The 26959-nt window shown below is 67.6% G+C and carries 20 protein-coding genes and 1 pseudogene; 11 read left to right on the forward strand and 10 right to left on the reverse strand.

Features of this window, described 5'->3' with window-relative positions; translation table 11 throughout:
* The first annotated feature begins 47 nt into the window (after window positions 1-47).
* The 4 genes and pseudogenes from ACIRB4_RS10685 to ACIRB4_RS10700 all read left to right on the forward strand — a co-directional run.
* Window positions 48-710 carry a hydrolase gene (locus tag ACIRB4_RS10685; protein WP_403289844.1) on the forward strand — a complete coding sequence of 221 codons (663 nt, stop codon included), beginning with the start codon at window positions 48-50 and terminating at the stop codon, window positions 708-710.
* A gap of 5 nt (window positions 711-715) precedes the next feature.
* Window positions 716-1234, forward strand: a complete 519-nt coding sequence (locus tag ACIRB4_RS10690; RefSeq protein ID WP_403289845.1) for a DoxX family protein — start codon at window positions 716-718, stop codon at window positions 1232-1234.
* Window positions 1235-1325: 91 nt separating this feature from the next.
* Complete coding sequence (locus ACIRB4_RS10695; protein ID WP_403289846.1) at window positions 1326-1925, forward strand: Dps family protein; 600 nt, start codon at window positions 1326-1328, stop codon at window positions 1923-1925.
* 115 nt (window positions 1926-2040) lie between these two features.
* Window positions 2041-2757 (forward strand): annotated as a pseudogene (locus tag ACIRB4_RS10700) (alpha/beta fold hydrolase); the annotation flags it as partial.
* A gap of 142 nt (window positions 2758-2899) precedes the next feature.
* On the opposite strand, the gene ACIRB4_RS10705 reads toward ACIRB4_RS10700, so the two are convergent.
* From ACIRB4_RS10705 to ACIRB4_RS10745, 9 genes are all read right to left on the reverse strand, one after another.
* Window positions 2900-3724, reverse strand: coding sequence for a DUF692 family multinuclear iron-containing protein (locus ACIRB4_RS10705; protein ID WP_403289847.1), 825 nt, complete (start codon window positions 3722-3724; stop codon window positions 2900-2902).
* Window positions 3721-4362, reverse strand: a complete 642-nt coding sequence (locus ACIRB4_RS10710; protein ID WP_403289848.1) for a hypothetical protein — start codon at window positions 4360-4362, stop codon at window positions 3721-3723. Before ACIRB4_RS10710 ends, ACIRB4_RS10705 begins: the two co-directional genes overlap by 4 nt.
* Window positions 4359-5252: a DUF692 family multinuclear iron-containing protein gene (locus ACIRB4_RS10715; protein ID WP_403289849.1), complete on the reverse strand. Its 894-nt coding sequence runs from the start codon at window positions 5250-5252 to the stop codon at window positions 4359-4361. The genes ACIRB4_RS10710 and ACIRB4_RS10715 overlap by 4 nt, the downstream gene beginning before the upstream one ends.
* Entirely contained in the window at window positions 5249-5809 is a 561-nt protein-coding gene (locus tag ACIRB4_RS10720; RefSeq protein ID WP_403289850.1) for a GNAT family N-acetyltransferase, read from the reverse strand. Before ACIRB4_RS10720 ends, ACIRB4_RS10715 begins: the two co-directional genes overlap by 4 nt.
* Entirely contained in the window at window positions 5806-6678 is an 873-nt protein-coding gene (locus ACIRB4_RS10725) for an arginase family protein (RefSeq protein ID WP_403289852.1), read from the reverse strand. The genes ACIRB4_RS10720 and ACIRB4_RS10725 overlap by 4 nt, the downstream gene beginning before the upstream one ends.
* Window positions 6671-8437, reverse strand: coding sequence for a B12-binding domain-containing radical SAM protein (locus ACIRB4_RS10730; protein WP_403289853.1), 1767 nt, complete (start codon window positions 8435-8437; stop codon window positions 6671-6673). The genes ACIRB4_RS10725 and ACIRB4_RS10730 overlap by 8 nt, the downstream gene beginning before the upstream one ends.
* Window positions 8434-10536: a B12-binding domain-containing radical SAM protein gene (locus tag ACIRB4_RS10735; protein ID WP_403289854.1), complete on the reverse strand. Its 2103-nt coding sequence runs from the start codon at window positions 10534-10536 to the stop codon at window positions 8434-8436. Before ACIRB4_RS10735 ends, ACIRB4_RS10730 begins: the two co-directional genes overlap by 4 nt.
* 2 nt (window positions 10537-10538) lie before the next feature.
* On the reverse strand, window positions 10539-10808 hold the full coding sequence (locus tag ACIRB4_RS10740) for a hypothetical protein (RefSeq protein ID WP_403289855.1): 270 nt from the start codon (window positions 10806-10808) through the stop codon (window positions 10539-10541).
* A 191-nt stretch (window positions 10809-10999) separates the two neighbouring features.
* Window positions 11000-12478, reverse strand: a complete 1479-nt coding sequence (locus tag ACIRB4_RS10745; protein ID WP_403289857.1) for a methyltransferase — start codon at window positions 12476-12478, stop codon at window positions 11000-11002.
* A 731-nt stretch (window positions 12479-13209) separates the two neighbouring features.
* Between ACIRB4_RS10745 and ACIRB4_RS10750 the strand changes: the two genes are divergently transcribed.
* Window positions 13210-14346 carry a tyrosine-type recombinase/integrase gene (locus ACIRB4_RS10750; protein WP_403289858.1) on the forward strand — a complete coding sequence of 379 codons (1137 nt, stop codon included), beginning with the start codon at window positions 13210-13212 and terminating at the stop codon, window positions 14344-14346.
* 2754 nt (window positions 14347-17100) lie between these two features.
* Here the strand turns inward: ACIRB4_RS10750 and ACIRB4_RS10755 are convergent.
* The gene (locus ACIRB4_RS10755; RefSeq protein ID WP_403289859.1) at window positions 17101-17505 is read right to left on the reverse strand and encodes a hypothetical protein; all 405 of its coding nucleotides are present in this window, start codon (window positions 17503-17505) and stop codon (window positions 17101-17103) included.
* 1528 nt (window positions 17506-19033) lie between these two features.
* Here ACIRB4_RS10755 and ACIRB4_RS10760 point away from each other — a divergent pair.
* The 6 genes from ACIRB4_RS10760 (at window position 19034) to cas6e (ending at window position 26805) form a co-directional block, all read left to right on the forward strand.
* The gene (locus ACIRB4_RS10760) at window positions 19034-21727 is read left to right on the forward strand and encodes a CRISPR-associated endonuclease Cas3'' (RefSeq protein ID WP_403289860.1); all 2694 of its coding nucleotides are present in this window, start codon (window positions 19034-19036) and stop codon (window positions 21725-21727) included.
* A 71-nt stretch (window positions 21728-21798) separates the two neighbouring features.
* Complete coding sequence (casA, locus tag ACIRB4_RS10765) at window positions 21799-23409, forward strand: type I-E CRISPR-associated protein Cse1/CasA (RefSeq protein WP_403289861.1); 1611 nt, start codon at window positions 21799-21801, stop codon at window positions 23407-23409.
* Window positions 23410-23438: 29 nt separating this feature from the next.
* Window positions 23439-24110, forward strand: coding sequence for a type I-E CRISPR-associated protein Cse2/CasB (gene casB / locus ACIRB4_RS10770; protein ID WP_403289862.1), 672 nt, complete (start codon window positions 23439-23441; stop codon window positions 24108-24110).
* Window positions 24111-24137: 27 nt separating this feature from the next.
* Window positions 24138-25313 (forward strand): type I-E CRISPR-associated protein Cas7/Cse4/CasC, encoded by a 1176-nt coding sequence (gene cas7e, locus ACIRB4_RS10775; RefSeq protein WP_403289863.1) that lies wholly within the window; start codon window positions 24138-24140, stop codon window positions 25311-25313.
* On the forward strand, window positions 25310-26134 hold the full coding sequence (gene cas5e / locus ACIRB4_RS10780) for a type I-E CRISPR-associated protein Cas5/CasD (RefSeq protein ID WP_403289864.1): 825 nt from the start codon (window positions 25310-25312) through the stop codon (window positions 26132-26134). Before cas7e ends, cas5e begins: the two co-directional genes overlap by 4 nt.
* Window positions 26131-26805: a type I-E CRISPR-associated protein Cas6/Cse3/CasE gene (gene cas6e, locus ACIRB4_RS10785; protein ID WP_403289865.1), complete on the forward strand. Its 675-nt coding sequence runs from the start codon at window positions 26131-26133 to the stop codon at window positions 26803-26805. Before cas5e ends, cas6e begins: the two co-directional genes overlap by 4 nt.
* Window positions 26806-26959: the final 154 nt, after the last annotated feature.

Consider the following 26959-nt stretch of genomic DNA (forward strand, 5'->3'; position numbering starts at 1 on the left):
GGGAACGCGGAAGGCCACCCCTACCGACTGTTCCGAGAGGACCCCTCATGTTCGACATCGACAAGGTGCAGGCAGCCCCGAGCGCCGATCTGCTCACGCCCGACAACGCGGTCATGCTCTTCGTGGACCACCAGCCGCAGATGTTCTTCGGCACCGGGAGCGGCGACCGCGCCGCGATCATCAACAGCACCGTGGGCCTCGCGAAGGCGGCCCGGGCGTTCGACGTGCCGGCCGTGCTGACCACCGTCGCCGCCGAGTCGTTCTCCGGGCCGCTGCTGCCGCAGCTCGCTGAGGTGTTTCCCAAGCAGGAGGCCATCGACCGTACCTCCATGAACGCCTGGGAGGACGAGGCGCTCGTGGCGGCGGTCAAGGCGACCGGGCGCAAGAAGATCATCCTGTCCGGTCTGTGGACCGAGGTCTGCCTGGTGCTGCCCGCGCTCTCCGCACTGGAGCAGGGTTACGAGGTGTACGTCGTCTCCGACGCCTCCGGCGGCGTCAGCCCGGCCGCGCACGAGCACGCCCTGCAGCGGATGCTGGCCGCCGGCGCCGTGCCGGTGACCTGGGTGCAGGTCCTCCTGGAGCTCCAGCGGGACTGGGCGCGCCAGGAGACGTACGGCGCGGTCATGGAGATCGTCAAGGAGCACGCCGGCGCGTACGGTCTGGGCGTCGTGTACGCGCAGTCCGTCATCGGCGCGCACGCGGCCGGCTGACCTCCTTGGACACCGGCATTCTGATCCTGCGTCTGCTGGTGGGCCTGCTCGTCGCCGCCCACGGGGTGCAGAAGGTCAGCAGGCACCTCGGCGGCCGGGGACTCGAAGGCGGTACGGAGGAGTTCCGCGCGGACGGCTTCCGCGGCGGAGTCCTCACCGCCCTGGCGGCGGGCGGTGGCCAGATCGGATCGGGGCTGCTGCTCGCCGTCGGCTTCCTCACCCCGCTCGCCGCGACCGGCGCCATCGGGGTCATGACCGTCGCCCTCACCGTGAAATGGCACAACGGCCTCTGGGTGCAGAACGACGGGTACGAGTATCCGCTGGTCCTGATCGTCACCGCCGCGGCGCTCGCGGCCACCGGCCCCGGCGCGTGGTCCCTCGACGCGGTGCTCGGCCTCACTCCGTACCCGCTGTGGTGGGCGGCCCTCGTGCTCGCGGCGGGTGTCGGCAGCGGCCTGCTCACCCGGCTCGTACTGCACCGGCCGGCCCCCTCGGCGCCCACCCCGGCCCACGGCGAGCGCTGAGCGCGAGCCACACAGACCGGGCCCGGGCGCCCCGTGGGCTTTGACCGGGAGACCGGGCCCTCCTCTCCATCCAACCGACCAGGAGCACCTGATGGACACCGCGACCACGGCATCCACCACCACCCCGTCCCGGCACGGCGGCGGCCAGCCGCTGCTGCACCAGAAGGGCGCCGAGACGCAGGCGTTCGGCACGCTCAAGCAGCTGCCGATCGGCCTCGGCCACGACACGCGCATGTACGCCTGCCAGCGGCTGAACCGTGTACTCGCCGATACGCAGATCCTGTACTCCCTCTACAAGAAACACCATTGGCTGATGCGCGGGGCGACCTTCTACTCGCTCCACCTCATGCTTGACAAGCACGCCGAAGCCCAACTGGCCATCGTGGACGCTCTGGCCGAGCGGATCCAGAGCCTCGGCGGCGTCGCGGCCGGAGACCCGCGCCACGTCGCGGAGCTGACGGCCGTTCCCCGGCCGCCGGACGGCGTCGAGCCGGTTCCCGTGATGCTGTCGCGGCTCCTGGACGCGCACGAGCGGATTCTGATCGACGCGCGGGACGCCGCCGCCCGGATCTCGGCGGAGGGCGACGAGGGCAGCACCGACCTGCTCGTCTCCGAGGTCATCCGCACCGGCGAGGCGCAGGTGTGGTTCCTGGCGGAGCACCTCGTGGACACGCCCCTGGTGCGCGGCTGAGGGAGGCCGCGTACGAGGACGTCATGTACGACGGCACGTACTTGGACCGGCTGATCGCGCCCGCCCGTCCGGCCTGCCCCTCCCCTCCGAGAAGCACCGACGCAAGGAGCACACCGTGCCGTTCATCAAGGTCGCCGACGGCGGATCCGTACCCATCGACGTGTACTACGAGGACCATGGCACCGGACAGCCCGTCGTACTGATCCACGGCTGGCCGCTCAGCGGGGCCTCCTGGGAGAGGCAGACCGCCGCACTCCTCGCCGCCGGCCACCGGGTCATCACCTACGACCGGCGCGGCTTCGGACGCTCCGACCAGCCCGCCGACGGCTACGACTACGACACCCTCGCCTCCGACCTGAACGCGGTGCTCACGACGCTCGACCTGCGCGACGCCGTCCTCGTCGGCTTCTCCATGGGCAGCGGCGAGGTGGCGCGCTACCTCGGCACGTACGGCTCGGAGCGCGTCGACAAGGCCGTCATGATCGGCGTCGTCCCGCCCTTCCTGCTGAAGACGGACGACAACCCGGGCGGGGCGGACGCGAGGGTCTTCCAGGGCATCGAAGAGGACATCACCGCCGACCGGTTCGCGTTCATGACCGCCTTCCTCGCCGACTTCTACAACGTCGACGTCCTCGGCGGCGAGCGCATCAGCGAGCAGACGGTCCGGGCCGGCTGGAACGTGGCCGTCGGAGCCTCCGCCAAGGGCACCGTGGACTCTGTCCGGGCCTGGCTCACGGACTTCCGCGCCGACCTGCCGCGTATCGACGTCCCCACCCTCGTCATCCACGGCGACGCCGACCGCACCCTGCCCGGCATCCCCCGAGCCGCCCCGCAGCCCGTCACCGAACTCGTCGGCCCCACCACCTGGTACGCGGCCGCAGCCCTCGCGGCCGACCGCACACACCAGCGATCCGATGGGCGTCCACGGCGGCGCGCCGGCCCACTCCCGTGGGGGGCAGGCCCGGCGTACCACGTCAGACGGCGACGCCGAGGGCCGTGCGGATGTTTTCGACGGCGGAGACGAAGGCGCCCGGCTCGCGCGGCTCCATCTCCAGGCAGATGTCCAACGGGCGTTCCGGTCCTCGCAGTTCGACGACCTGCGCGAGCAGCCGGAATTCCTCGGGCGGGATGTCGGCGAGGTGCTGGTCCAGATACATGGTCCGGCCCGCGAATTCGGCCTTCACGTATCCCGCGAGGTGGATCTCCGCCACACGTTCCCAGGGAAAGGAGCGCGGCAGGACGGGGTTGCGCCCGTGCACGTTGCGCTCGAACTGCAGGACGTGGGACAGGTCGAGACAGATCTGCACACCCTCGGCGTCCGACGCCTCGTCGAGGAACGACCACAACGAGGGAGCGTCGGGAAGCCACTCCAAGGGCGGATTCTCGACCCGGAACGGGATCCCGCACGCCGCGGCGATCGCCGCGGCGCTCTCGCGGCAGCGCGGGGCGGCGACGTTCATGTGCGGCGGACGGAACCAGGTGCCCTCACGCCGCCCGTGGTACCAGAAGCCGGCGTCGCTGATGAGCGCCGAGACCTCGTGCTCCCGTACCAGGGAGGCCAGAGACTCCACCCAGGGCCCCGTCCCCTGCTCGGGCTGGGCCATGTTCATGTCCAGAGGGTGGAGGGTCAGACCGCAGCCCAGGGCGCGGCGGGTGTCGGTCACCCAGTCCGGGACGCCGGTCGCCATGTGGACGCCGTACTCCACGAACCCGGTGGTCCAGCCGCCCGCCGCCTCCCCCTGCGCGTACTGGTCGCACGCCGCCTCGACCGCCACCCCGATCCGGACGAGGCCGGTCACCGCGTGCCCCCCGCGGGGACGTATGACAGGGAGACGGCCTCGTCGCCGCGCTGGAAGACGACGATCCCCGGACGCGCCTCCGGATCGGGTGTCACGTCCAGCGGCGGCACGCGCAGCAGCCACATCAGCGGCGCGGAGCGTACGAAGGTCATGTCGCGATAGCCGACGACCTGCTGGATCGTCTCCAGGACGTCGTGGCCGACGATCACGAACTCCTTGCCCGAGCGCTCCTGGACGCCCAGCGCCTCTCTCAGAGCCGCCCGCTCCGCGTCGTCGAGCTGGTGCGTCCGGGGACTGGCCCACATCTCGCAGCGGGCGAGGTCCTTCAGCCACGCCGGGTGCTCCTGAGCGAGGAAATGACGGACGAAGTTCACGGCGTGGGCGACGGGCTCGGTGTAGGCCCGCTCGAAGTCGCCGGACTCGCAGTAGGGGCGCAGGCCGTCGAGGGACCGGAACGAGGAGGCGACGGCGGCGGCGAAGTTGGGTGCCCACCGGTGCAGGTCGTCGACGACCTGCGCCATCAGCCGGGCCCAGGCCAGGTACTCCGTCGTCTTCTCGTCGTGCGGAGGCGTACGGACCAGGGTCCGGAAGCAGTCCTCGGCCGGCACGTCGTGGACGAGCTCTTCCGACGCGGTCATGCCATCGCCCTTTCTATCGCGTCAAGTCCCCGGTGCTGGACCTGGGTGGGGGCCAGCTCGGCTTCGTACGTCACCCAGCCGAGGCCGGGCGACCGTTCCTTCACGATGCGCAGAACGTCGAGGCAGCCCTTCAGCGGTGGGACGTTGTGGTTGTCGAGCAGCAGCGGCCGGTCGCTGTAACCGACTCGGCTCAGGCCCGCGATGTGCGCGACCCGGATGGCCTCGAACGGCACCTGCTCCAGTTCCCGCCACACGTCCACGCCCTCGTTGACGCACGCGGCGTAGAAGTGCCCGATGTCGAAGCACAGCGTCGCTCCGCGCTCGGCGAGTTCCCGCATGAACGCGGCGGGACTCAGCTCGCCGGCGTGCGTCAGGCTGAAGGGGTTCTCGGCGTGGACCGGAGCTCCCAACTCCTTGGACAGACCCTCGACGTTACGGGCGATCCGGGCGGCGACCTCGCGGCTGAGCAGCGCGGGACGGAACCACAAGTTCCGCTCATCTCGCCCACCCAGCCTCCAGAAGCCGAAGTCGGTCACCATGTACCGGGGCGAGGTTCCCGCGTGGTTCTCGGCGATACGCCGGGCCTCGTCCTCGATGTCGAGGACATCGGGCAGTTCCACCGACACCAGATGCCGGCTCAGATCGCGCACGATGCCCTCGGCGAGGAGGCGCCGTACCCCGGGGTCCTTCGCCGGCGGGTGATGCCCGCCGTACTCGACGTACGAGACCCGCCGGTACACCGCCTCGTCCATCTGGCCGCGTGCGGGCACGAAGTCGGACAGGCTGATCCCGATCCTGACCGTCCCCGGCTCCTCCTCCGACTCCAGCGCCCGGGCCGGCGCCGTCTCCGCGCGCACCGGCTCGGTGCTCACCGCCTCTGTTCTCGTCACTTGTGCCCCTTGCTCCACTCGTGCCGCAGCAGTCCGTACACCAGCTCGTCGACGCGCCGCCCGTCGCGGTGGATGCTCTCGCGCATCACGCCCTCCCGCACGAAACCGGCACCTTCGAGCAGGCGCACGGAACGCGGGTTGTCGGCGAAGACCTCGGCGGTGATCCGCTCGAGTCCGAGCACATCGAAGGCGTGGCCGACCGCCCGCACGACCGCCTGGTGTCCGTAGCCGCGCCCCCACAGTTCCTTCTCGCCGATGACGATGCCCAGCCGGCACCGCTGATGCGCCCGCTCGATGAGCGCCAGGTGGAGGAATCCGATGGGCTCCGCACGGCCGGCGAGGCCGATCGCGAGATGGACGATCTCCTCACTCGGCCGCATCCACCGCTCCAGCGTCGCGGCGACCTGTTCGCGGCTGTAGGTGTGTGTCTCGTCGTCGCTCAGCCGCCGGATCTCGAGGTCGTTCTTCCAGCGCAGCAGCGGTTCCAGACTTGCCGGGCTGTGGGGCCTCAACTCGACGACGTCGTCGCTGACCGGGGACGTCGGGCTGTCGTTCATCGGGTCTTTCGCTCCTTGACGAGTTCATGAGCACAGCGCATCGCGATCTCGGCGGTCGTACGGTGTGCGGGGTCGGGCAGGACCTCCGACACATCGGCGCTGACGACGGCGCAGTTGTCCGCGAGCCAGGTCAGCACGTCCCTGACCTGCTGGGGGGAGGCCCCGAAGGGCTCCCGGCTGCCGGTGTTGGGCACGTACACCGGGTCGAGTACGTCGATGTCCAGGCTGACGTGCACCTTTCTGCCCCGCAGCGCCGACAGGCCGGCCGGATCGACCTCACGGACGATGGTGACCGGACAGCCGGCGCCGTAGACCTCGTCGTACGTGGTCCACGCCCGCGCGCCGATGTTCACGATCTCGCGGAAGGCGCCGCCGGCGGCCATCGCGGCTACGAAGTTGCCGTTGTGCACCCCGTCGGAGCCGTCGCCGAGATGCAGTCCCAGGTCGAGATGAGCGTCCAGATAGACGTACGTCAGATCCTCGTGCCGTCTGGCCGCCGTCATCGCCACGGGATAGCTCACCGTGTGGTCGCAGCCCACGGCGACGGGTACGTACCCGGACGCGAAGGCCCGCGACACGATCTCGGAAGCGCCGCGGATCACGTCCGCCGGCTCACCGGACAGGACCCCCACGTCGACGGCAGAGGGCCGGTGCCCCCGCGTCCACGGGCGCATCCGGGCCGACCACTGCCGCACGAAGGCGGCGGCGCCGTCGGAGCTGTCCCCGAACCGCTTCGACAGGTCGACGTCGACCCCGAAGAAGCAGGCGGCCGGGGACACCGTGGGCACGAGGGCGTCGAGGGCCACGACCGGCGCGCCCCCGAACCCCACCAGCTCGGTGCCGCGGGGATCGTCGCGCTCCTCACCCATCCCCGCGGCCCTTCACGAAGTACGAGAAGGGTGCGACGTCGCCCGGGATGCTCACGCACAGGTCGGCGAAGGTGTCCCTGACCGCGCGGTGGCCGTCCCAACGGTAGGGAAGGTTGACGATCTTTCGCGGACGGGCGGCCTCGTCACCGCCGGCCCGGGCAGCCTCCAGACGGTAGGCGGCCGTTTCCACGGTCGTCCGCAGATCCGACAGCCGGCTCTGCAGATCGGGCGTCATGTCGGTGCGCACGAACCGGAGATGGTGCTCCCCGTGGTCGTTGGTCGTCTTCTGGTCCTTGAGGATGACGAGGTTCGCGCTCTCGGGTGTGAACGCCAGTGGAGCATGCGGCGTCAGTCCGAACGAGTGGACGCCGAGGGACTCCACGTAGGGCAGGATCTCCTCCAGCCGTTCAAGCGTCTCGTCGACATGACGCGGCTGCATCCGCGGGTGATCGAAGATGAGATTGGCCTTCACTTTGATGCCGTGCTCGCGCGCCAGCCGCATCGACCGCATGATGTCGGCGTACGTATTGCCCTTCTGCATTCCGTCCAGGACCTCGTCGGCCAGTGACTCGACGCCGATCGTCACCAGATCGACACCGGCCGCGGCCATCGCCTCGAAATGATGGGCCTTCGCCTTGGGCTCCGCCCGGATCGAGCATTCGAGCCGCGCGCCGAGTTCCCGCAACCTGTCCGCACCGGCGTCGGCCATCAGACGGAAATATCCCATCGGCACCGCGTCCGAGATCAGATCGATGCGCGACACGCCGAATTTCTCGACGAGTATGCCGATGTCGTGGACCACATCGGGCGCCTTCCTGAAGAAGGCGCTGACCTTGAACGGGTCCTGCGAGGAGAGGAAGGGGTAGTCGCAGAAGTCGCACTTTCCCCAGTAACAGCCCTCCGAGAGCAGGACCGGATAGATGTGTTCCGGAAGGTAGGCCACGCCCTGGACCAGATCGTACGAAAGGGCCCGAACCATGGACCGGACCGCACCGCCCTTCGCCGAGGCGTGGCGCAGACTGCCCGTCTCGTCGAGATACGTGGCGTTCGCCACCTCGTCGGCACCGCATTCGCCCCGCAAGTACGCCGCGAGTGTGGGGAATTCCCCGTACAGGCTGTACTTGTAGGAAAGGTCGGCCGAGCAGGTGGTCATCAGCTGTTCGAGCGCCATGTCGTCGGTCAGTTTGATCGCCGCTCCACCGAGGATGATCCGCCCCGCGAACCCGGCCTCGCGCAGCCTCCGGCACAGCTCGGCCGTCGCCTCTGTCTGCGTGTGGAACAGCGTCGAGAACGCGACGTGGTCCGGCCCGCGCCGCAGGATCTCCTCGCACAGCCCGTCCATGGCCGTGGCGAGCCAGGTGTCCCGGAACTCCGGATCGGGCACGGCGGCACGCGGGTTGACCAGCAGTTCGTGCGCGGCCTCCCAGTCCATGCCCGCCCGGGACGCGCTGACCTCCCCGCCCCGGCAGTAGTCGCTCTCGAGGAACGACAGGTACCGGCCGATCCGGGTGAGGTCCGCCGATTCCAGGACATCGGGTGACAGCTCGGCGACGGTGAGCTGCTTCAGCCGGCCCGTCACCGCCGCCCTCACCTCGTCACCGCACAACCATCCGAAGAAGCTCAGATTGGCGTCGAAGAACTCGACGTCCACACCGTGGGGCGTGAGCGCGTAATCGAGCAGGAGCGGGGCCAACGGCGGACCGTTGACCATGCTCACAGCCTGCGGCGGGACGACGACGAGAAGCTTGGGCCGCGTCATGCCGCGTTCACCGGCAGGAACATCGCCAGGGAGTTCTTCACCAGGAAATCAAGCAGAACGCGCACCTGTCGGGAAAGGCCTTCCTTCGTCTGGAGCCGCAGCCACCGGCCGCGGTCGAACAACGCCGCGAACAGCTTCGCCTGCTCGGGATGGAGTATGACCGCACGCCCTGTCAGTCCGCTCAGCAGCGTGGTCGTGCCCGCGTCCTCGTGGGCGTGGTAGAAGGGAATGACGTCGAACGACTTCCAGGTGTCCGTGTATCCCCACTGGGGGATGGGGAACGGCGCCTTGGGATGCCGCTCGAAATACAGCAGGCTGTGCAGCGTTGAGGTGGCCCCCAGGAAGGGGTACGGGAAGCCTCTGATCAGACGGAGCGAGTGCGCGAAGTCGTCTTCGGGATAGACGTCGATCTCCTCGCGATGCGTCCAGTTCAGTTCCCACGGAATGGCCGCGTCACCGGACGGATCGTAATGGACCTCGATCCCGTACTCGTCGGGGCGCCGAGCGATGTCCGCGCCCGGGGTCAGCCCGAACTTCCCCAACGCGACGGTCGCGGCGGTCTCGAGCATCGCCTCCGCGGTGTCCAGCGTCACCTGGGCCTGCCTGCGCGTCTCACCGGGATGCCCGGTGAAACCCATCAGCTGCACGGGGATGCCGACGTCCGCGAACGCGCCCACCAGAGTCTCCAGGCGCCGCACCTCGGTGCCCTTGTTGATGAGGTCGAGGACTTCCTGGTCCGTGCTCTCCATGCCGAACGCCGCACCCAGGCATCCGGCCCGGGCGAACACCTCGGTGTTCTCCGTCCGGAAGCTCTTCTCGAGCCGGAAGTCCGCCATCCACTTGATGTCCAGGCCACTCTCGATGAGCGCGTCGGAGATCTTCAGCGCATAGGCCGGCGACAGCACGTCGACCGCGAAGAAGAAGTGCCGGGAGTACTGGGACGCCGCCTTGAGGTCCGCGATGACGGTCTCCGGCTTGCGCGTACGCCAGGGCGACGTCGGCGCGTTCATCGCCAGCCCGTAGTCACAGAACGAGCACTTGTTCCAGTAGCACCCACGTGTGGGCGAGTAGAGGGCACCGGGCTTCGGCGACGCGTACAGGCTGTAGTCCCACACCCCGTAGTTCGGAGGCGGAAGAGAGTCGACCTTCTCGAAGAAGAAACGCTTCAGCGGACGCGGGTCACGAACGTCGACAAGGTTGTCGACCTGGCCCAGCTCCTCGCCCTTCTGGCAGTGGTCCGCCAGCTGCGCGATGAGGGTTTCGCCCTCGCCCGTAACGAGGTAGTCGACGGCGAAATCCAGCACCTTCAGCTCGTTCACATCGCCGAGGTACTTGTAGAACTTCGCCGCGATCGGTCCGCCGATCGCCACCGTGACACCACGCTGCTTCAGCCGGGCCGCGAGGGCCAGCGAATGCTCCAGCTGCGAGATGAACGGGATCGTCAGGCCCACCAGCCCCGGCCGCAGAGCCGCGATCCGGTCGGCGTGGTGATCGTAGAAGGCATCCACGACATCGATCCCGAACCCGGCCTCGATCTCGCGACGCAGGGTCACCAGATTGATCCGGTCCTCCTCCGACCCCGGCGGAGAGGCGCTGCTGAACGTACGGTAGGTCGCGCCGCGGGACAGCAGAGTCAGCAGCCGCGGCAGCAGACTCAGCTCGCGTACGGCGTCCAGGTACGCCGGCAGTTCGTAGAACGCCGTCTCGTCGCGCAGCGTCGCGAACGCGCGCTGGAAGCGCTCTCCGTCCGCGAGCACGTCGATGAACAGGGGGAGGAGCGAATCCTCCTCGGGAGCCTCTTCGTAGCGCTTCACACACTCGGCGCGCAGCTGCTCCACCACCGCGGGCGACATCATGAAGTGCCAGAACTCGATGGCGAGATCCCGCACGACATAGGAATGCCCGGAGCTGTCCAGCGCACCCGCGAGGTACGAAAGGCTGTGATAAGGCTGCGTGATGTCAGTCGTGCCGCAACATGCCAGGTAGATGACTGACTCGTCACGGGTGACGTGCGCGAAGCGTGACGTCCAGTCCTTGTCCTGCCGGTCGAGGACCTCCGTGACGGTGCGGGGCAGGACGCCCTCGAACCGGACAGACATGATCAGCGGTCGTACTGCTTGGCGATCATGGCGCCAGGGCTGACCTCAAGGGCCTGCACGACGCGCACGTTCTCCGCGTTCTCCAGGTCCGCGGAGGCCAGCATGTCGTCAAGCTGCTCCACCGTGAAGGCGGGCCGCTCGTCCTGGGCATGAGTGGCGGCGACGGCCGGCGTACCCATGGCCGTCACAGCCGCAGCGGTGACCGCGGCGGTCGCGGCGGCACGAGCGATCTTCTTCCTGCCGCCACTGGGATTCTGCTCGTCCTCGCTCATGACGGTTCCCCTTTCCCATCGTTCGTGATGTCACTCGGATGAGTGGTGCCTGCCTTGTATAGCAGCACCTCACCTGTCCCACCAGAACGCCTCGGTCTAACTGGCTCGATATCAACTCTCCCTAGACTGGCCTGAATTGACGCCCTGCCTATCCGTGGTGACCAGGTCGGTTCGGGCATCTGCTCCGCGCGTCAGTCCGCCAGGGCGAGCGCACCGTGCCGTACGAGTTCCCGGGCAACGGGTTCGAGCGCGCTGCCGCGTATGACACTCCAGCGCACGTCGCTCGCCAGCGTTGCCTGCCACAGCTTCCTCGCCAGATCGCTGATGTCCATGTCGGCCACGTAGTCGTCGTCCGGCGCGACGAGCCGGTACGTCCGACGGCCATCGGGTAGGGCTGTCGTCACGAGACGGACCTCGGGGTTGGTCCGCAGCACCGCGTCCGCCCCGCCGTCGAGGTCACGGTCGAGGAACCGGAAGTGGTCCGCCACCCGGCTTCCCGCCGGTCGCGTCACCGCGGGGGCGACGCGGACGGTCTCGACCGCCCCCGGGCGCGAGGAACCGTCCGCGCGCTTGCGCACGACGATGTACCCGGTATGGACGGACTCGATGCCGGCCTCGTCCATCGCGTCCAGCATGCGCGCGGCGTACGCCCTCCGTTCCCCGGCGGTCGGCGCGTGCGCGGCGTGCGTGTCCGCGTAGGACCACACCGGCAACTCTCGCTCCACCAGGACGAGTACGTCGAACGCGTCCTTGGCCCCGAGCCACTCCTCGATTCTGCGGGGCAGACCGGAGAGGTTGAACAGGTCGGTCGTGATCGGCATCAGTCCACCCGGCGCCAGCACCTGCCCGGCCCCGGCCACGATCCGCGCGAGCAGCCGCTCCCCGTCGGGACCGCCGTCCCGGTAGTGCAGATGGCTCTCCCCGGGAACTTCGGGCACGAACGGTGGATTGGAGAGCACCCGGTCGAACTGCCGTCCCTCGACGGGCCCGAACAGGTCTCCCTGGAGGAAGGTCGCGTTCTCGATACCGTTGAGCGCGGCGTTGAACCGGGCGAACCTGACCGCCCGGGGGTTGAGGTCGACGCCCACCACCTCGTCGCTGTACCGGCTCGCCACCAGTGCCTGGATTCCGCTGCCGGAGCACAGATCCAGCGTCCGCCCCACCCGGTCGCGCGGCGCGACCTGGGCAAGGCCCACGCTGTCGTAGCCGATGTACATGACTCGGTCGCCCAGATCGTCGACGCCGTCCCACCACCGCGAGTAACGGCCGGTGTCGGTCGCCAGCAGAAGACCGTCCACGCAGGTGATGTGGACCTGGGAGCGCAGATCCCCGCCGCTCCGCGTCAGGACCCCGAGTTCGAGCAGTACTTCCACGGACGCCATGCTCAGGAAGGACAGGACGGACTGCTCGTCCACGGCCCTGTCGAGCAGGAAGAGTCTGATCGCGGCCGACAGCGGGTCCGTCCCGAGGACATGCCGGTCGAGATAGTGGAACGTCGCGGGATGGATCTCGAGCAACGGCATCCCCACCAACGCGTGGATGCCGTCCTCGTCATAACCGGCGGCGAACAGTTCCTCACGGACGGCACCGACGGCCGCCCGGTGGTCGGGCTGCATGGCTGTGAACACGGCACGGCCATGGTGGTGTTCGCTGAAGCTGTCGAGCGTCACGGTTTCACTTCACCTTAACTCGGAGGCAGCTGCTGGGCGTTGTCGTCACGGGTGGTCAAGGCGACTGTTCAACGCTGGCGTTCATGGTCATCGCTGACCGGACCGAGGTCAATCACGCGACCATGCCATCGCCTCCGGGCGAAGTGCGGCATCCGGAAGCAGGGGTAGTCCTGAGGCGACCTGATGTACCGCCCTGGGAGGTCGGGGTCCCGACGGGGCGTTGTCTCTGGCGCGGCCGGGGCATCGGTCCTGTCGCAGGCTGGTGGTCTGGTGGCTGTCGGCCGAGGGCGTCCGGCGGGTCAGGACGAGAGGCTCGGGCTCGGGGGTGAGGAGGGCGCGGGGCAGGGGCCGCGGTGGCGTGGTGCCGGCCTTGCCGTGCTGTCGGCGGCTGCTGATCGTCGCGAGAGAGTGACGGTGATCACGGCCATTCTTCGGAGGGTGCTGCGTAGGCTGGGAACGCTGCCCGAACACGCGACTCGTTGTAGGGTAGAAAACCGCCCTTGACCTGCAAAAACGCAGGCAGGGAGCCTAAGTCCAGGAGTACCTCGATGATGCGTACCATGTTCAAGTCCAAGATCTGACTATTTGGCGTCGCCGCAGGTCAGGGGCATCATGTGCCCCCCTCAGGTCAGCAAACGGTCAGCATGCGTCCCGGACGTGTCCCCGCGTGCTGCTGCGACCGACAGTGCGGCGCCTGAGCAGGTTCTTGGGCCGGAACGGATGGTGCGTACATGGCCCGACAGCTCGCCCGCGGCATGGGGTCCTTCTTCAAGGATTGCGGCTGCGCCAAGCCCACCCGCTGCCCCCACCCCTACTCGATCCGCTTCCGCGACGTGCTCGGAAAGCAGCGCGAGGAATCCGGTTACGGCACGCAGGACGACGCGATCGAATGCCTCACGCAGCTGTACGCGGAGAAGAAGACCACGGCCCCGTCCGTTGCTGCGGCCCGCAGTGAACTGGGTCAGCTGACGGTCGAGGAGTACGCGAAGCAGTGGCGTCCCCGGCAGCGCAAGATGACGGATTACTCCACGGGCTGGCATGTCGACAGCTCGATCAACGTGCACATCGTTCCTCGCATGGGGGCGCGGAAGCTGAACTCGGTCACGCCGATGGTGGTCGAGCGCTTTCTTGACGAGATGGAGGGCGATGGGGTCGGGCGGGGCAACCAGGTGAACATCTTCCGGGTTCTCAAGATCATTCTGCGGGACGCGTTCGACAAGGGGGCCATGGCGGACGATCCGGTGAAGGGGGTCCAGGAGCCGGAGTACGTGCGTGAGCAGGTGGCCATTCCTTCGCTCACCTACGTGAAGCGGGCGTTGGCGGTTGCCGATGCGGACCTTGCGCTGGAGATCGTCATGATGGCGGGATGCGGTCTCCGGAATGGCGAGGCGCGGGCGGTGAACGTCAACAACGTCGTGGCCAAGGACGTGTACCGAGTGGACGAGCGGATCCATTCCAATACGCACAAGCCGGCGAAGCTGAAGCACCGGAAGACGGGGGAGTTCCGCGAGGTGCCTCTGCCCCGATCGGTCCATGAGGCGACCGAGCGCTACGCGGAGAAGTACGGCACAACTGGAGACGGATACCTGCTGCGAGGTCCCGGTGGCTGCTACACGGAGCCGATGGAGCGGCGGCGCGTGAAGCGACTCTTCGAGAACCTCCCGCCAGAGCAGGGCGTGGGGATGTACGGCTTCCGGCACTACTTCGCCTCGAACGTGCTCGGGAACGGCATCCCGATCACCGACGTGGCGGAGTGGATGGGGCACAAGTCCGTCGAAGAGACGTACCGCACCTACCGGCACCTGATGCCCGGCAGCATCACTAAAGCCGCCCGGATCCTGGACGCCGGCCTCTGGGAAGCAGCGTGATTTCCGGATTTGAGGGATCAGCAGGTTCTTCGTCTGCTGGCGGTACACGCCTCGCGTGGCCGTTGACCAGAGGAAACGGCTACGATTCGGTCAGGCGGCTGGTCGAATGGGCCCTGGAGGTCCTCCACCCCACCCCCGGAACACCCCGGCTCGCGCGTTGACCACGCCCCCGTCTGGGACTGGCCCGTCACCGACATTGGAACACCCCCGCTCGCGCGGGAACCGCCGGCGCCGCAGCGACGGCCGCGACCCCCAGACCGGAACACCCCCGCTCGCCCGGGGACCACGGAACCGGCACCTACCCCGAACCCGCAGACCGCGGAACACTCCCGCTTGCGCGGGGACCACTCCACGGGGTCGGCCTCCAGGACCGCCATCTCCCCGCTCGTGCGGGCATCACGAGGCGCCGAGCTGGCGTCCGTTGTCGACGCCCGGAACACCCCCGCTCGCGCGGGGACCATACGCTCGGCCCGTTCACGTGGCAGACCACCGACGGAACACCCCCGCTCCCGCGGGGACCACGACGCCGACATCAAGCGACTGGCCCGCGGGGGCGGAACACCCCTGCTCGCGCGGGGACCATGAGCGCATGACCTCCGGGTTCCCCGACGGCTACGGAACACCCCCGCTCGCGCGGGGACCACCTGAACCTCGCGACGCTGCGGCGTCACCAGGTCGGAACATCCCCGCTCGTGCGGGGACCACGCCGACCGTACCCGGGAGACCTCCACCACCGGCGGAACACCCTCGCTCGCGCGGGGACCACCCGGGATTGTCGTCCATGACGAAGCGCTAGGAGGGGACACCCCCGCTCGCGCGGGGACCACTGCGCCTTGAGGTGACGTGCGCGCTTGCGGACCGGAGTACCCCCGCTCGCGCGGGACCACGACGCGTACGAGCGGCGCGGCCGATCCCGACCCGGAACACCCCCGCTCGCGAGGAGACCACGGGTACGTGTCGATTGTCCCCGAAGTCCAGGGCGGAACACCCCCGCTCGCGCGGGGACCACCTGGAGTCCTGACTCGTGGGTCATTCGCACACCGGAACACCCCCGCTCGCGCGGGGACCACTCCGACACCTACTCGAAGGAAGACCAGCGGCTCGAAACACCCCCGCTCGCCCGTGCTTGCGCGGGGACCACGCAGCGAGGCGCTCCAGTGCGCAGCGGTCTACCGGAACACGCCAGCTTGCGTGGGGACCACGAGGGTGATCATGCCGCCACCGCCTTCGCGACCGGAACACCCCCCTCGTGCCAGCACCACCCTGAGCGCCTCGGCCTCGAGCACCGGCAGGACGGAGCACCCCCGCTCGTGCGGGGACCGGATCAGGGCCTCCGTGGTCACGTTGGCCAGTGCTAGAACACCCCGCTCGCGGGGGGACCGGAGGATTAATTGTTTAGTTCTCAAGGTACGGAGGCGGAACGCCCACGCTGGCGGGGAACCAGACCCGCTCCAGGGTGTACTCGACCGCCTTTTCGGAGCACCCCCGCTCGCGGGGGGTCGGTCGTTCAATACGGCGGACATGCAGCATCGTACGGAGCACCCCTGCACGCGGGGAGCCAGCAGTACGCCCGGTGATACCTGCACCTGCGGCGGAGCACCCCCGCTCGCGCGGGGACTGCCCAGCCAGGGCCATGGAACGGGCCGGGGCGTGCGGAACACCCCCACTCGCGTGGGGACTACCGGGAGTCTCCGCACCAGGCGACGGTCAGGGACGGAACACCCCCGCTCGCGCGGGGACCACGGCCTGGCGGGGGCGGATGGGGGCGCCGTGATCGGAACACCCCCGCTCGCGCGGGGACCACGCCGGCCGCCGTCAGCTCGATAAGGCCGTGTGGGCGGCGCAGATGACTTTCACCGGAGCACCCCCGCTCGAGCGGGGACCACCAGCACACGCCGTACTGCACCAGCCACACCCCTCGGAACACTCTCGCTCGCGCGGGGACCACTACCGAAGCGCGTCGACGCTGTGGTCGTCGACCGGAACACTCCCGCTCGAGCGGGGACCACCCCAGGCCGATGCCGCTCCCTCCAGCCGCGCCACGGAATATCCCCGCTCGCGTGGGGAGCACATCGGGCCGCTCCTCGCGGTCCGCCGACAGAACGGAACACCCCCGCTCGCGCGGGGACCACCCCGAAAGGTCGACGAGCCACGCCTCCGTAACCGGAACGCCCCCGCCCGCGCGGGGACCACCCCTTCTTGCTGTCGATCCAGCCGTCGTGATTCGGAACACCCCCGCTCGCGCGGGGAGCGGATGGCCTGTGAACCATTGTTGCTGAGCGCCGACGGAACACCCCCGCTCACACGGGGACTGGGCCGACGACGGGACTTGCTCACCGTCGTGCTCCGGAACACTCCCGCTCGCGCGGGGACCACGCCGTGGTCTCGACGACGTTCAACCTCCAGACCGGAACACCCCCGCTCGCGCGGGGACCACGCCCTCCGGGCCGGGCCCGGCATCGTCAACGCCGGAACACCCCCGCTCGCGCGGGGGCCACCTTCGGGCCGATGAAGCGCACACGCGCCATCGCGGAACACCCCCGCTGGCGCGGGGACCACGGCCTCGGCGGGCTCCTGGACGACACGGCCAGCGGAACACCCCTGCTCGCGTGGGGATTACGAGCCGTGGCGCGCCAGCGTGGTGTCCAGCGCCGGAGCACCCCTGCTCGTGCGGTGACTATGGAGGCACTCGGAGTGCCGGACGGTTTTCTGCCGGATCACCCCCGTTCGCGCGGGGGACCACCCGTGAGTGGGTCAGCTCTTGCAGTATGTCGTCTTGATGGCCTCGGCGATGAGTGTGCCCTTGGCTTCGTCGACGCTGGCCGTGCCGCCGTTGTAACGGTGGGCGGCGTTCTTCGCCACGGTGGCGTCGTCCTTGCCCTTGCGGATGTCGTCGCAGACGCCGACGGAGCGGCTGATGGCCCGCTCGGGTTTGGTGGTGAGGGCGGGGTCGATGGCGGTGAGCGCGGCCATGAGGGCGGTCTTTTGCTCGGGGGTGGGGCGCAGGAACGCGCTGTTCGTGGTGGGCGCCGGCGCGGCTGGGGCGGTGGATGCCTCGGCGCTGCTCTTGCCTGAAGCTGGCGGGTTGGCACTGGTGTTGCACGCGGTGAGAGCGAGTGCGAGGGCGGCAGTGGCTATGAGGCTGATCTTGATACGCATTGGACCAGACTGCCGGAGTGTGGTGGCGGGGTGGGGGAAGTTCACCACGTCGTGATGGGTGCAGGATGCCCTCTCGCTCCTGGACCGCGACTCACCCGCCTGCACCGGGTAATTGGTGGATTGGTGCTCCAGCCCTGCTGTGTTCGAGCACGCCGGAAAAGGCGCCAGTCCGACGCAGACGGAATGCCCCTGCTTGCGCGAGGACCACATCCGCAGGTCACCGCCCCTGCCGTGCCCGCGTGGAACACCCCCGCTCGCGCGGGGACCACGCCACCATGGCGCAGCCGTCGAGCCGCGGAACACCCCCGCTCGCGCGGGGACCACCTGCGCAACAGCACCGTCAGGAGGTGTCGGGCCGGAACCCTCCCGCTCGCGCGGGGGCCGGGTTGCCTCGACGACGTTGAGGCGCCACACCTTCGGGGCACCCCCGCTCGTGCGGGGACCGGATCAGGGCCTCCGTGGTCACGTTGGCCAGTGCTAGAACACCCCGCTCGCGGGGGGACCGGAGGATTAATTGTTTAGTTCTCAAGGTACGGAGGCGGAACGCTTACGCTGGCGGGGAACCAGACCCGCTCCAGGGTGTAGTCGACCGCCTTTTCGGAGCACCCCTGCACGCGGGGGGCCAGCAGTACGCCCGGTGATACCTGCACCTGCGGCGGAACACCCCCGCTCGCGCGGGGACCACACGGGGTCGAAGGATTCCTTCCGACCGTTGATCGGAACACCCCCGCTCGAGCAGGGCCACCGGGACTGGACGCCCTGGATCTCGGCGGCGTCCGGAACATCTCCGCTCGCGCGGGGGCCACACCGGGCTCACCACGGCCGGGTACCGGGACGCCGGAGCATCCCGCTCGCGCAAGGACCACTGGGCCGACGGCACCACCTCGTACATGCTCCACGGAACACCCCCGCTCGCGCGGGGACCACTGGATCGGGTTCGAGGACGTCGGATCCGGAAGCGGAACACCCCCGTTTGCGCGGGGGGGCGCGATTCCCTCCGCGGGGAGCGGAACCGGCCCGTGATTCGGGCCGCGGGCTGTCGAGAATCGCCCGCCGACGGGGCATTGTTCTCATGTAAGGGGTGACGGACCCCTGGGATCCGTCACCCGTGGCTCAGATGAGCCAGCTGACGAGTTCGCTGATCAGGACACGGAGTACCGTGCTGACCACTACACGAGACGCCTTGAGGAGGGCCTCGCGACGCAGGGCGAACTTGGGCAAGAACCGGGACACTGTATCTCCACGTGGCATCACACGGCCGAGGGCAAAGCGCCACGTCCCTCGGGAGGGTCATGCGTTTGTCCCGACAGTGCCGCCGGCTGGAGAGCCAATGAGGTTCCGCGCACCTCAGGGAGGCGTGCAGCGGTAAGTAGTCTACTGCGTCGAGGTGTTGGCGTGCTTGCGGTTGACTGGAACTTCGTTGGCCTTCGTATCGTCCCGGTGGGGCGGCGATGCGTTCGGGTGTGGATCCTTCCGCTTCCCGCTTCTGCAGCAGGCATGCGCTGCGGATCTGCGACAAGGAGAATCCGTGTCACTGGACTCCCGTCTTTGGGGCAAGCATGCCGGGCTGGGCAAGAGTGCCGGCGGTGTGCAGCACGCGCACCCTTTGATCTGTCATCTCCTGGACACGTCCGCTGTTGCCGAGGTCGTCTGGGACGAGTTGTTGACCGTGCGTCAGCGGAGCATGGTGACACAGGCGCTGCAGGTTGAGGATGAGCAGGCGCGTGCGCTTGTGGCGTTCTGGGCGGGGCTGCATGACGTCGGGAAGATCAGTGTGCCGTTCCAGCTGCAGAGCGGAGGGCCGAAGCGCGGGGACGGGGAACTGCAGGCGCAGGAGTTGATGGGTGAGCCGGGGTACGGATTTGGTGCCGGCGCTGCGCAGGACAAACAATCGCATGAAGCGGCGACCCACTGGTGGCTGGTGCGGGCGTTCAAGGAGATCGGCTATCCGTCGTCGCAGCGGCGTCCGCAGACTCAGCTCAGTCATGCCGTGGCCCAGTTGCTCGGCGGGCACGGCGGTGGTTTCCATCCGGTGGTCTATGACAAGGACTCGAGGTGTCCTGTCGCGCGTCACCCCGGTCTGGGAGCGGGAAGCTGGGAGGAGCAGCGGCGGATCCACTTCGATGAGGTACGCAGAGTCACCGGGGCGGAGGTGGTTCCGGCAGGGAAGATGACGCCGGGGGCGGCTGTTGTCCTGGCGGGGCTGGTGATCATGTCGGACTGGCTGGCCAGTATCCAAGAAGGGGTCCGGACCCGGCTGAGGGGGGAGGGGTGGGCTGGAACTCCGGCGGAACTGGATGCTTACTGGCAGGTTGCCCGCACCGCGGCTCCTCTTCTGGTGCAGCAGACGGACCTGCTGGGTACGCGGTTCGCTCGGCCGTCGTACCCGCCTGCGCGCCATGTCGAGTTTGGCCTTGCGGCAAGCATCGCTGGCCAGTTGCCTGACTTGGTAGCCGAGCACGGGCCGGGCATCGTGGTGGTGACGGCACCGGCGTCGCAGGATCGTACAGAAGCGGCTCTTCATGCAGCGGCGGTTCTCGGGCATGCGGCGAATGCGCGGGGGCTTTTTTATGCGCTTCCGACCGGTGCAGCGGCCGACAGTCATATGGAACAGGTGCTTGATTTCGGCCGACAGGCTCTGACAGGGCCCAAGGGGGCGCTGTTGCTTCACAGCTCGTCCCGGTTGAAGCCGGCGGAGGCCATGGAGCAGTGGGTGCAGGCCAATGCGGCAGGGGAGGTCTGTGCGGAGCTTGGTGAGGAGTGGGCCCTGGCAGCGGACAGTTGGCTCAACTCTCACCATCGTGCGCTTCTGGCTCCGTTCGGCACGGGAACGGTGGACGAGCTTTTGCAGGCTGTCATGCCGGTGAAGTTCAACGTGATGAGGCTGTTTGCCTTTTCCGGCAAGGTCATTGTGGTGGATGAGGCTCATGCCCGTGGGGCCTGGGGGCAGAAGCTGATGCTCCGGTTCCTGGAGTGGGCGGCTGCGCTGCAGATCCCGGTCGTTCTGGCCGCTTTGGCTGCGGACAGGTCGGTGGACGCGATGCTGGCGGCCTACCGTCGCGGCGCGGGAGGGGGAATCGAACCCCTGGCGCAGCCTCGTGGGCTGCCAGGGTGGTCGTTCGTGGATGCGCAGTCCGGAGGCAGGCACCTGCCCCTCCAGCCTGCCGGGGACATCCATACCGGCACTCTTAGCATCACGGTCGCTGACGGTGCGCCGTACGACGAGATCCGGCAGGCCCTTGCACCGCTGGCCGCAGCTGGTGAGGGAACAGCCGCTGTGTACTGCTCGACGCCCGAGGAAGCCATCTTCACGTTCCGCCGGCTCACGCAGGACCTGCCCGGGCTTGATGTGACCGTGGTTCACCAGCAGATGCGCAACAAAGACCGATGGCAGCGACTGGCAGCCTGTCGCAGTGTCTTCTCTGTCAATGGTGGGGTGTGCGGCCCTTCCGTGCTGGTGACGACGCCGATGCTGGAGCATGTCCGGGGTCTGCACTTCGACCTGGCCATCTCCGGCCCGGCGCCTCTCGTGAACCTGATGGCTCGTGCGGCGCAGAGCACAGATGACCGCGCGCGGCTTGTCGTGCTTCAAGAGGGCAACCGGACCGAACTGGACGACGCCGCGCTGGTGCGGCGCACCGGCATGGTCCTGGGAACGGGCAGGACGGTTTCCTTGCCCGAGGACCTGCCCTCACTGCTGGGTGAGGTGTACGCCGACGACCTCGTCGACGGCCTGGGAGAGCAAGCGGCTCGTGAGCTCCAGCGGCTCGACAACAAGCGCACGGTTCAAGAACGCAGAGCCAGCGTTACCGCAGGTTGGCTGGCGGTACCTGGACCGCGGGACCTCGATGGCGACCTCAGCCTGCTGAGCCGCGATTACGGTGGCATGGAGCCCGAACTGCTCTCCTCCGTGCTCGGCGAGGAAACGATGCATGTGGTGTGCCTGTACCCAGGGAATCTGTTGGAGGACGGTGTCCTGCAGGTGAAGCTCGAGCGGGACTCCAAGAAGAGACCGAAGGCCGGCCAACTCGTCCCCTACCTGATTCCGGTACCCAAGCGACTCGTCGAGGGTGTGGAGGGCGATGCCAACGCATCGTGGCGTGAGGTGGCCGCGCTCAAGACCGTCCTGCGGTTCAACCTCACCCCGCAGGACGGTGAGTGGGTGTACAGCGACGGGGAAAACCGCTTCTGCATGACTGAAACCGGCCTGATAGCTGGCTGATTTTCGTAACAGCCCGCGCCACCCCGCCCGTCCGTCTAGCATTCGGTGCACGTCTGACACGGGGGAGGGGCGTGACCACGCCTGCGTTCAATCTGATCGACCAGCCATGGATTCCTGTCGCATGGGCGGAGGGAAAGTCAGGCCCACCGGAAGTGGGCCTCAGGGACATGTTCCTGCGGGCACCAGAGATCCGCTCTTTGCTGATCCCGGAAGCTCCGGCTTACTCGGCTCTGCTGCGCGTGCTGTACGCGCTCACCGCCCGAATCACCGGCCTGGACGAAGCCCGCCCCGGAAGCTGGGGCGATCGGCGTGAGAAAGTTCTCGAGCAGGGCCTCTTTGAGCGGAACATGGAACTTCCCCATGGCCGCAGGGCCGGCGTCGAAGGCTACTTCGAGCAGTGGAGTCACCGCTTCAACCTGTTCGATCGTGATCGTCCATGGCTTCAGGACCCCCGCCTGCCCGACCAGTGCGACAGCAAGAACACTGCCGGGGCCCATAAGCTGATCATGAGCCGGGCAGCAGGTAACAATCACTCCTGGTTCGGGCATTGGAGCCATCACGACCCAGTACCCCCCAGCCTCTCGCAAGCGACTCTGTCACTGTTGACCTGGCACTACTGGGGAGCCCCCGGCGCGCTTTCGACACGCACGGTTGGCGAGGTGAGCCACCACTATGCGAAAGCCGCACCCCTGCGAGCTGCGCTGTCGTATCACCCGGAATGCGACAACCTTTTCCTGACGCTGCTGGCCGGACTGACGCCGCCGGCAGACGAGGTCAGCCGGCAGACCGATCTGTGTCCCTGGGAGCGTGATGATCTCCCGGACCCGCTCAAGCCGATGCCCGAACCACTGGGCCCCTGCTCGCAGCTCACCGCCTGCTCGCAGCACTCGCTCTACCTCGTCCCCGACCAGGACGGTGAGCATGTGGCTGATGCGTACATCACCTGGGCCTACGACGCTGAACGGATCCGGCCGCAGGACGACTACCTGATCTGGGACATCGACGGCGACGGAAACGCCTTCCCCCGCCTCGCAGACTCCTCCCGCTCTCTCTGGCGGGACATCGACGCCCTTCTGCTCAAGCAACTGGACGACTCCAGCCCCATCCAGCCAAGAGTCATGGACCACGCCTTCGACGTCAGCGAGTACCTGCGGATACGCGCGCTCGGCTTCGAGCAGGACGCCGCCCAGGCGGCCAACCGCCAATACGTCGATTCCACGACTCCCATGGTTCTGACCCGAGTGGAGCAAGCGGCGATGAGCACCGACCTGCCCGTACGCCAACTCCGCGAGCTGGGCGAGCTCTTCGGGGAAAGGCTGAATCTGGCCACCAAGGAAGCCTGGCTGAAGTACACGGACGACAAGAAAAACAATCCGGGAACCTGGCAGGACGCGGTCGCAGCACGCTACTGGCCGGCAGCGGAGGACGAGTTCTGGTCACGATTTCGACAGCTGACGCGATCCGACAACACCACGGAATCCAACTTCGACTTCCAGAACGCATGCCGGGCCTTCGGGCAGCACGCGCTGGAAGCATACGAGACGGTGACCGGCTCCGTGACACGCACAGCACGAGGCGCGAAGGCCGTCGCCGGCGCGAGAGCGATCATCCTTGCCGCGGTGAAGGACCCGCTCAAGGCCATGGAGCGAGCGAAGAAGAAAAAGGCGGCCAAGAAGTCATGACCACCCCCGCCGACTCAAGGACCCCCGCAGTGACCTCTCAAGCCCCTGAAGCGAGCAAGCGCCAGAAGAACCGTGCCGCGTACGCCGCCTTCACCGCGAACATCGAACGCTTGTGCCGCACGGACCCCGGCGCACATGCAGCGCTACGAGCGGGTCTGCGCCGCGACCTCAACCACCCGCGCGCCCGCCCCATGCACCGGCTGCTGGCCGCCCGAGTGCCGGAAGAGTGCGACGACGCCACAGCGCAGGCGTATTACACCGTAGCCTCGCTGATCGCTGCCCAGCCCCGACACGCCTTCTCGCCCAGCCAGGAAGAAGACGAACACAGCACAGACGAGCCCGAGGCGGCACAGGCGCAAAACCTCCAGGGGGGCGGCGAAGCGGACAAGGAGGATGTTCCCTCTGTGCCCTCCCCGTACGGCTCTTCGTTCGGCTCCACTCTGGGACAAGCCGTCATCGCACAGGGCGCCTCCCTTCGGATGAGCGCCGCAGAAAACCGCATCAACCTTCTGACACGGCAGAGCACCCGCGGCATTCACCTGCACCTGCCTGCTGCGGTCAACCAGGTGCGCGCCGCGGGCGCCCCCATCGATTGGGGGCAGTTGCTGGCAGACCTCGTCGACTGGCCTTACCGGTCCGGACGCATCAGCCGCCGCTGGCTGCAGGACTTCTACCGGATCACCGCCGCCTACCAGGACTGACCCTTCCTCACCCACAGGAGCCACCCCGTGAACCTCAAGCCACGCTTCATCGACATCCACATCGTCCAACCCGTCCCCTACGCGAACCTGAACCGGGACGACACCAACTCGGTGAAAACCATGCTCTACGGCGACGCCCTGCGTACTCGTGTGTCCAGCCAGTCCTGGAAACGGGCCGTCCGCGAGCACTTCCAGGACAAGCTCGGCGACAAAGCCCTGCGTACACGCCGCATTGGCGAGCGGGTCGCCGAGGCCCTCCGCGAACGGGGATGGGACCAGGCGATTGCCGAACGCGCCGGCGCGCATGTCGCGACAGGAAGCAGTATCAAGTGGGAGGTGGCCAAGGGGAAAGACAAGCAACCCATCACGAATAAAATCCTGACCAACGCACTCATCTACCTCCCCGAAGACGCTGTCCAGGAACTAGCGGACATCGCCGAAGCCCATAAAGACGCACTCACGGCCGACTTCACAGGCAAGGGAAGGAGCAAGCCCGAGAGTGCATTGAAAGGAAAGATCGACAAGGTCCTTCTCAAGAGAAACGGAGTCATCAACCTCTTCGGCCGCATGCTCGCAGAGGTCAACCAAGCAGGCGTCGACGGCGCCGTGCAGGTCGCACACGCTTTCACCACGCACACCACCGAAGTCGAACTCGACTACTTCGCAGCCGTTGACGATGTCACCGCGGCGAAAGACGACGAAACCGGCAGCGGCCACATGGGCACAGCCGAGTTCAGCACCGGCACTTTCTACCGGTTCGCTACCGTAGACCTCGAGGAGCTTGTCAAGAATCTGAGCGACGACTACGACATCGGACTCGAAGCCGCCCGCGAACTCGCCGGCCAGTTCCTCCTCTCCTTCATCGAGTCACTACCGCAAGCGAAGAAGAACTCCACCGCTCCGCACTCGCTCCCGCACCTGGTGCACGTAGCAGTCCGCTCCGACCGGCCGCTGTCATTCGCCGCCGCCTTCGAAGAACCCGTACGCTCTGCCCAACACGGCGGCTACGTCACGCGGTCAGTCCAAAACATCGACGCCTATTCCGAGGCCGCGAATACGCTTCTCGGCCGCGACCGCGTCCTGCACGCAGGGCACGCTTCTCTTCATTTCGACAAGCTGGAGCACCTTGGAGAGCGGCACTCCTCCTTCGAAGCTCTCGTCACCGCAGCCGTAGCCACCGCCCTTGCCGAGCACCCGCAGTGACCGCAAGGCCCGCCCGCGGACTGCTACTGCGCCTAGCAGGCCCACTGCAGTCCTGGGGCACCCACAGCAAATACCTGCAGCGTGACACGGCCCGGTTCCCTACCAGGTCCGGCGTCATCGGCATGCTGGCTGCAGGTCTCGGGCGACCGCGCGGCGCCTCCCTGGACGACCTCACGGCGCTGTCGATGACTGTCCGAGTCGACCGCCCCGGTGTCGTACTGCCCGACTTCCATACCGTAGGCGGCGGACTGCCGGCCGACGAGACAGTCATTACCGTCAACGGCGAACACCGACCCGAGAGCAAGGGCACTTTGGTGTCCAAACGCTACTATCTTGCCGACGCCTCCTTCACCGTCGCACTCACATCCGACGACGAAGAGTTGCTCCAGTCGTGTGCTGACGCCCTGAGAACCCCGCACTGGCCCCTCTTTCTTGGCCGTCGATCCTGCCCGCCAGAGGGACCGATCCTGCTCGGAATCGTGGAAGACCCGCTGCACCACCTGACGCGAATGCCACTGGCAACCAAGAAGCCACGCCCCAGCCCGCAGCCGATCGAGTTCTACGGCGACAGACCACTCGGAATTCTTCCCCTACCCACAGTCGTCCCAGACCACGACCACGGCGACCACCACAGCGGCGAAGTCAACGACGAACCAATGTCGTTCGCACCGTCAGCACGCCAGTACAGACCACGACCGCTCTACCGTCGTTCCGCCCTCCTCCCGGATGCCGAGTACGCAGGCTTCGCCACCGACTACCTGAGGAAGCTCCAGCTTTACACCGACACCCATTTCACTGCGCCAAAGAGGAGTGCCTGGTGACACTGTGGCTGACCCGCATCCTGCCCTCGGCCAGCTCTCCTGAAGCCCACCGGGACCTTAGCGGCAACGCTCAAGGACTCCGGTTGCATCAGCGGTTGCTCCAGATGTTCCCTGACGGAGTCGAAGATCCTGCCCGAGTAGCATTCGGCGTCCTGTTCCGAGCCGAGGAAACCCCACGTGGGCCGCAAATCCTCCTGCAAAGCCAAGTCAAGCCCGACCCCTCACGCCTGCCGGACACCTACGGCAGCATCGAAACCCGCTCGCTCGAGAGTCTGTTGTCAAGCCTTTGTAAAGGAACAGTGGTCCACTACCGCTGCGTGGCCAACCCTGTGCGTAAACCCGGAGCAACCTCCCGCGAGGCGTACAAACTCCCTCCCATTGTCGCCCTGAGCGGCAATGCTGCAGTCGAATGGTGGGAACGCCAGGCCACCGCAGCCGGCCTGGAACCCTTGCACATCGACGCTCAGCCACTCGCCAAGGTGAGCGGCTACAAACCTTCCAAGAACCGCACCGCAAAGCAGCTCGTCCAGCACTCCCGCACCCAATTCGACGGGACAGCCCGAGTCCTCGACGCCGACCTGCTGCGCGAGAAGATCGCTGCAGGCATCGGACGGGGCAAGGCATATGGGTGCGGAATGTTGACAGTTGCACCCATCCAGCAGCGTTCATGAGTACGGTTCCTGGCCCAAGGCCGCCGGGCACTTGTTGCTGCGGCTGCTTCTGTGTTCGCGGCCGACGTCCGGCAGCCGGTTTCGCAGTCCTGCTCTTCATACGAGTGGGGATGACCCCCACGGCTTGTTCACAGAGAACTGCGGCGCCAACTGC

Source organism: Streptomyces sp. NPDC093600, assembly GCF_044764755.1.
In the GTDB taxonomy this organism is placed as follows: domain Bacteria; phylum Actinomycetota; class Actinomycetes; order Streptomycetales; family Streptomycetaceae; genus Streptomyces.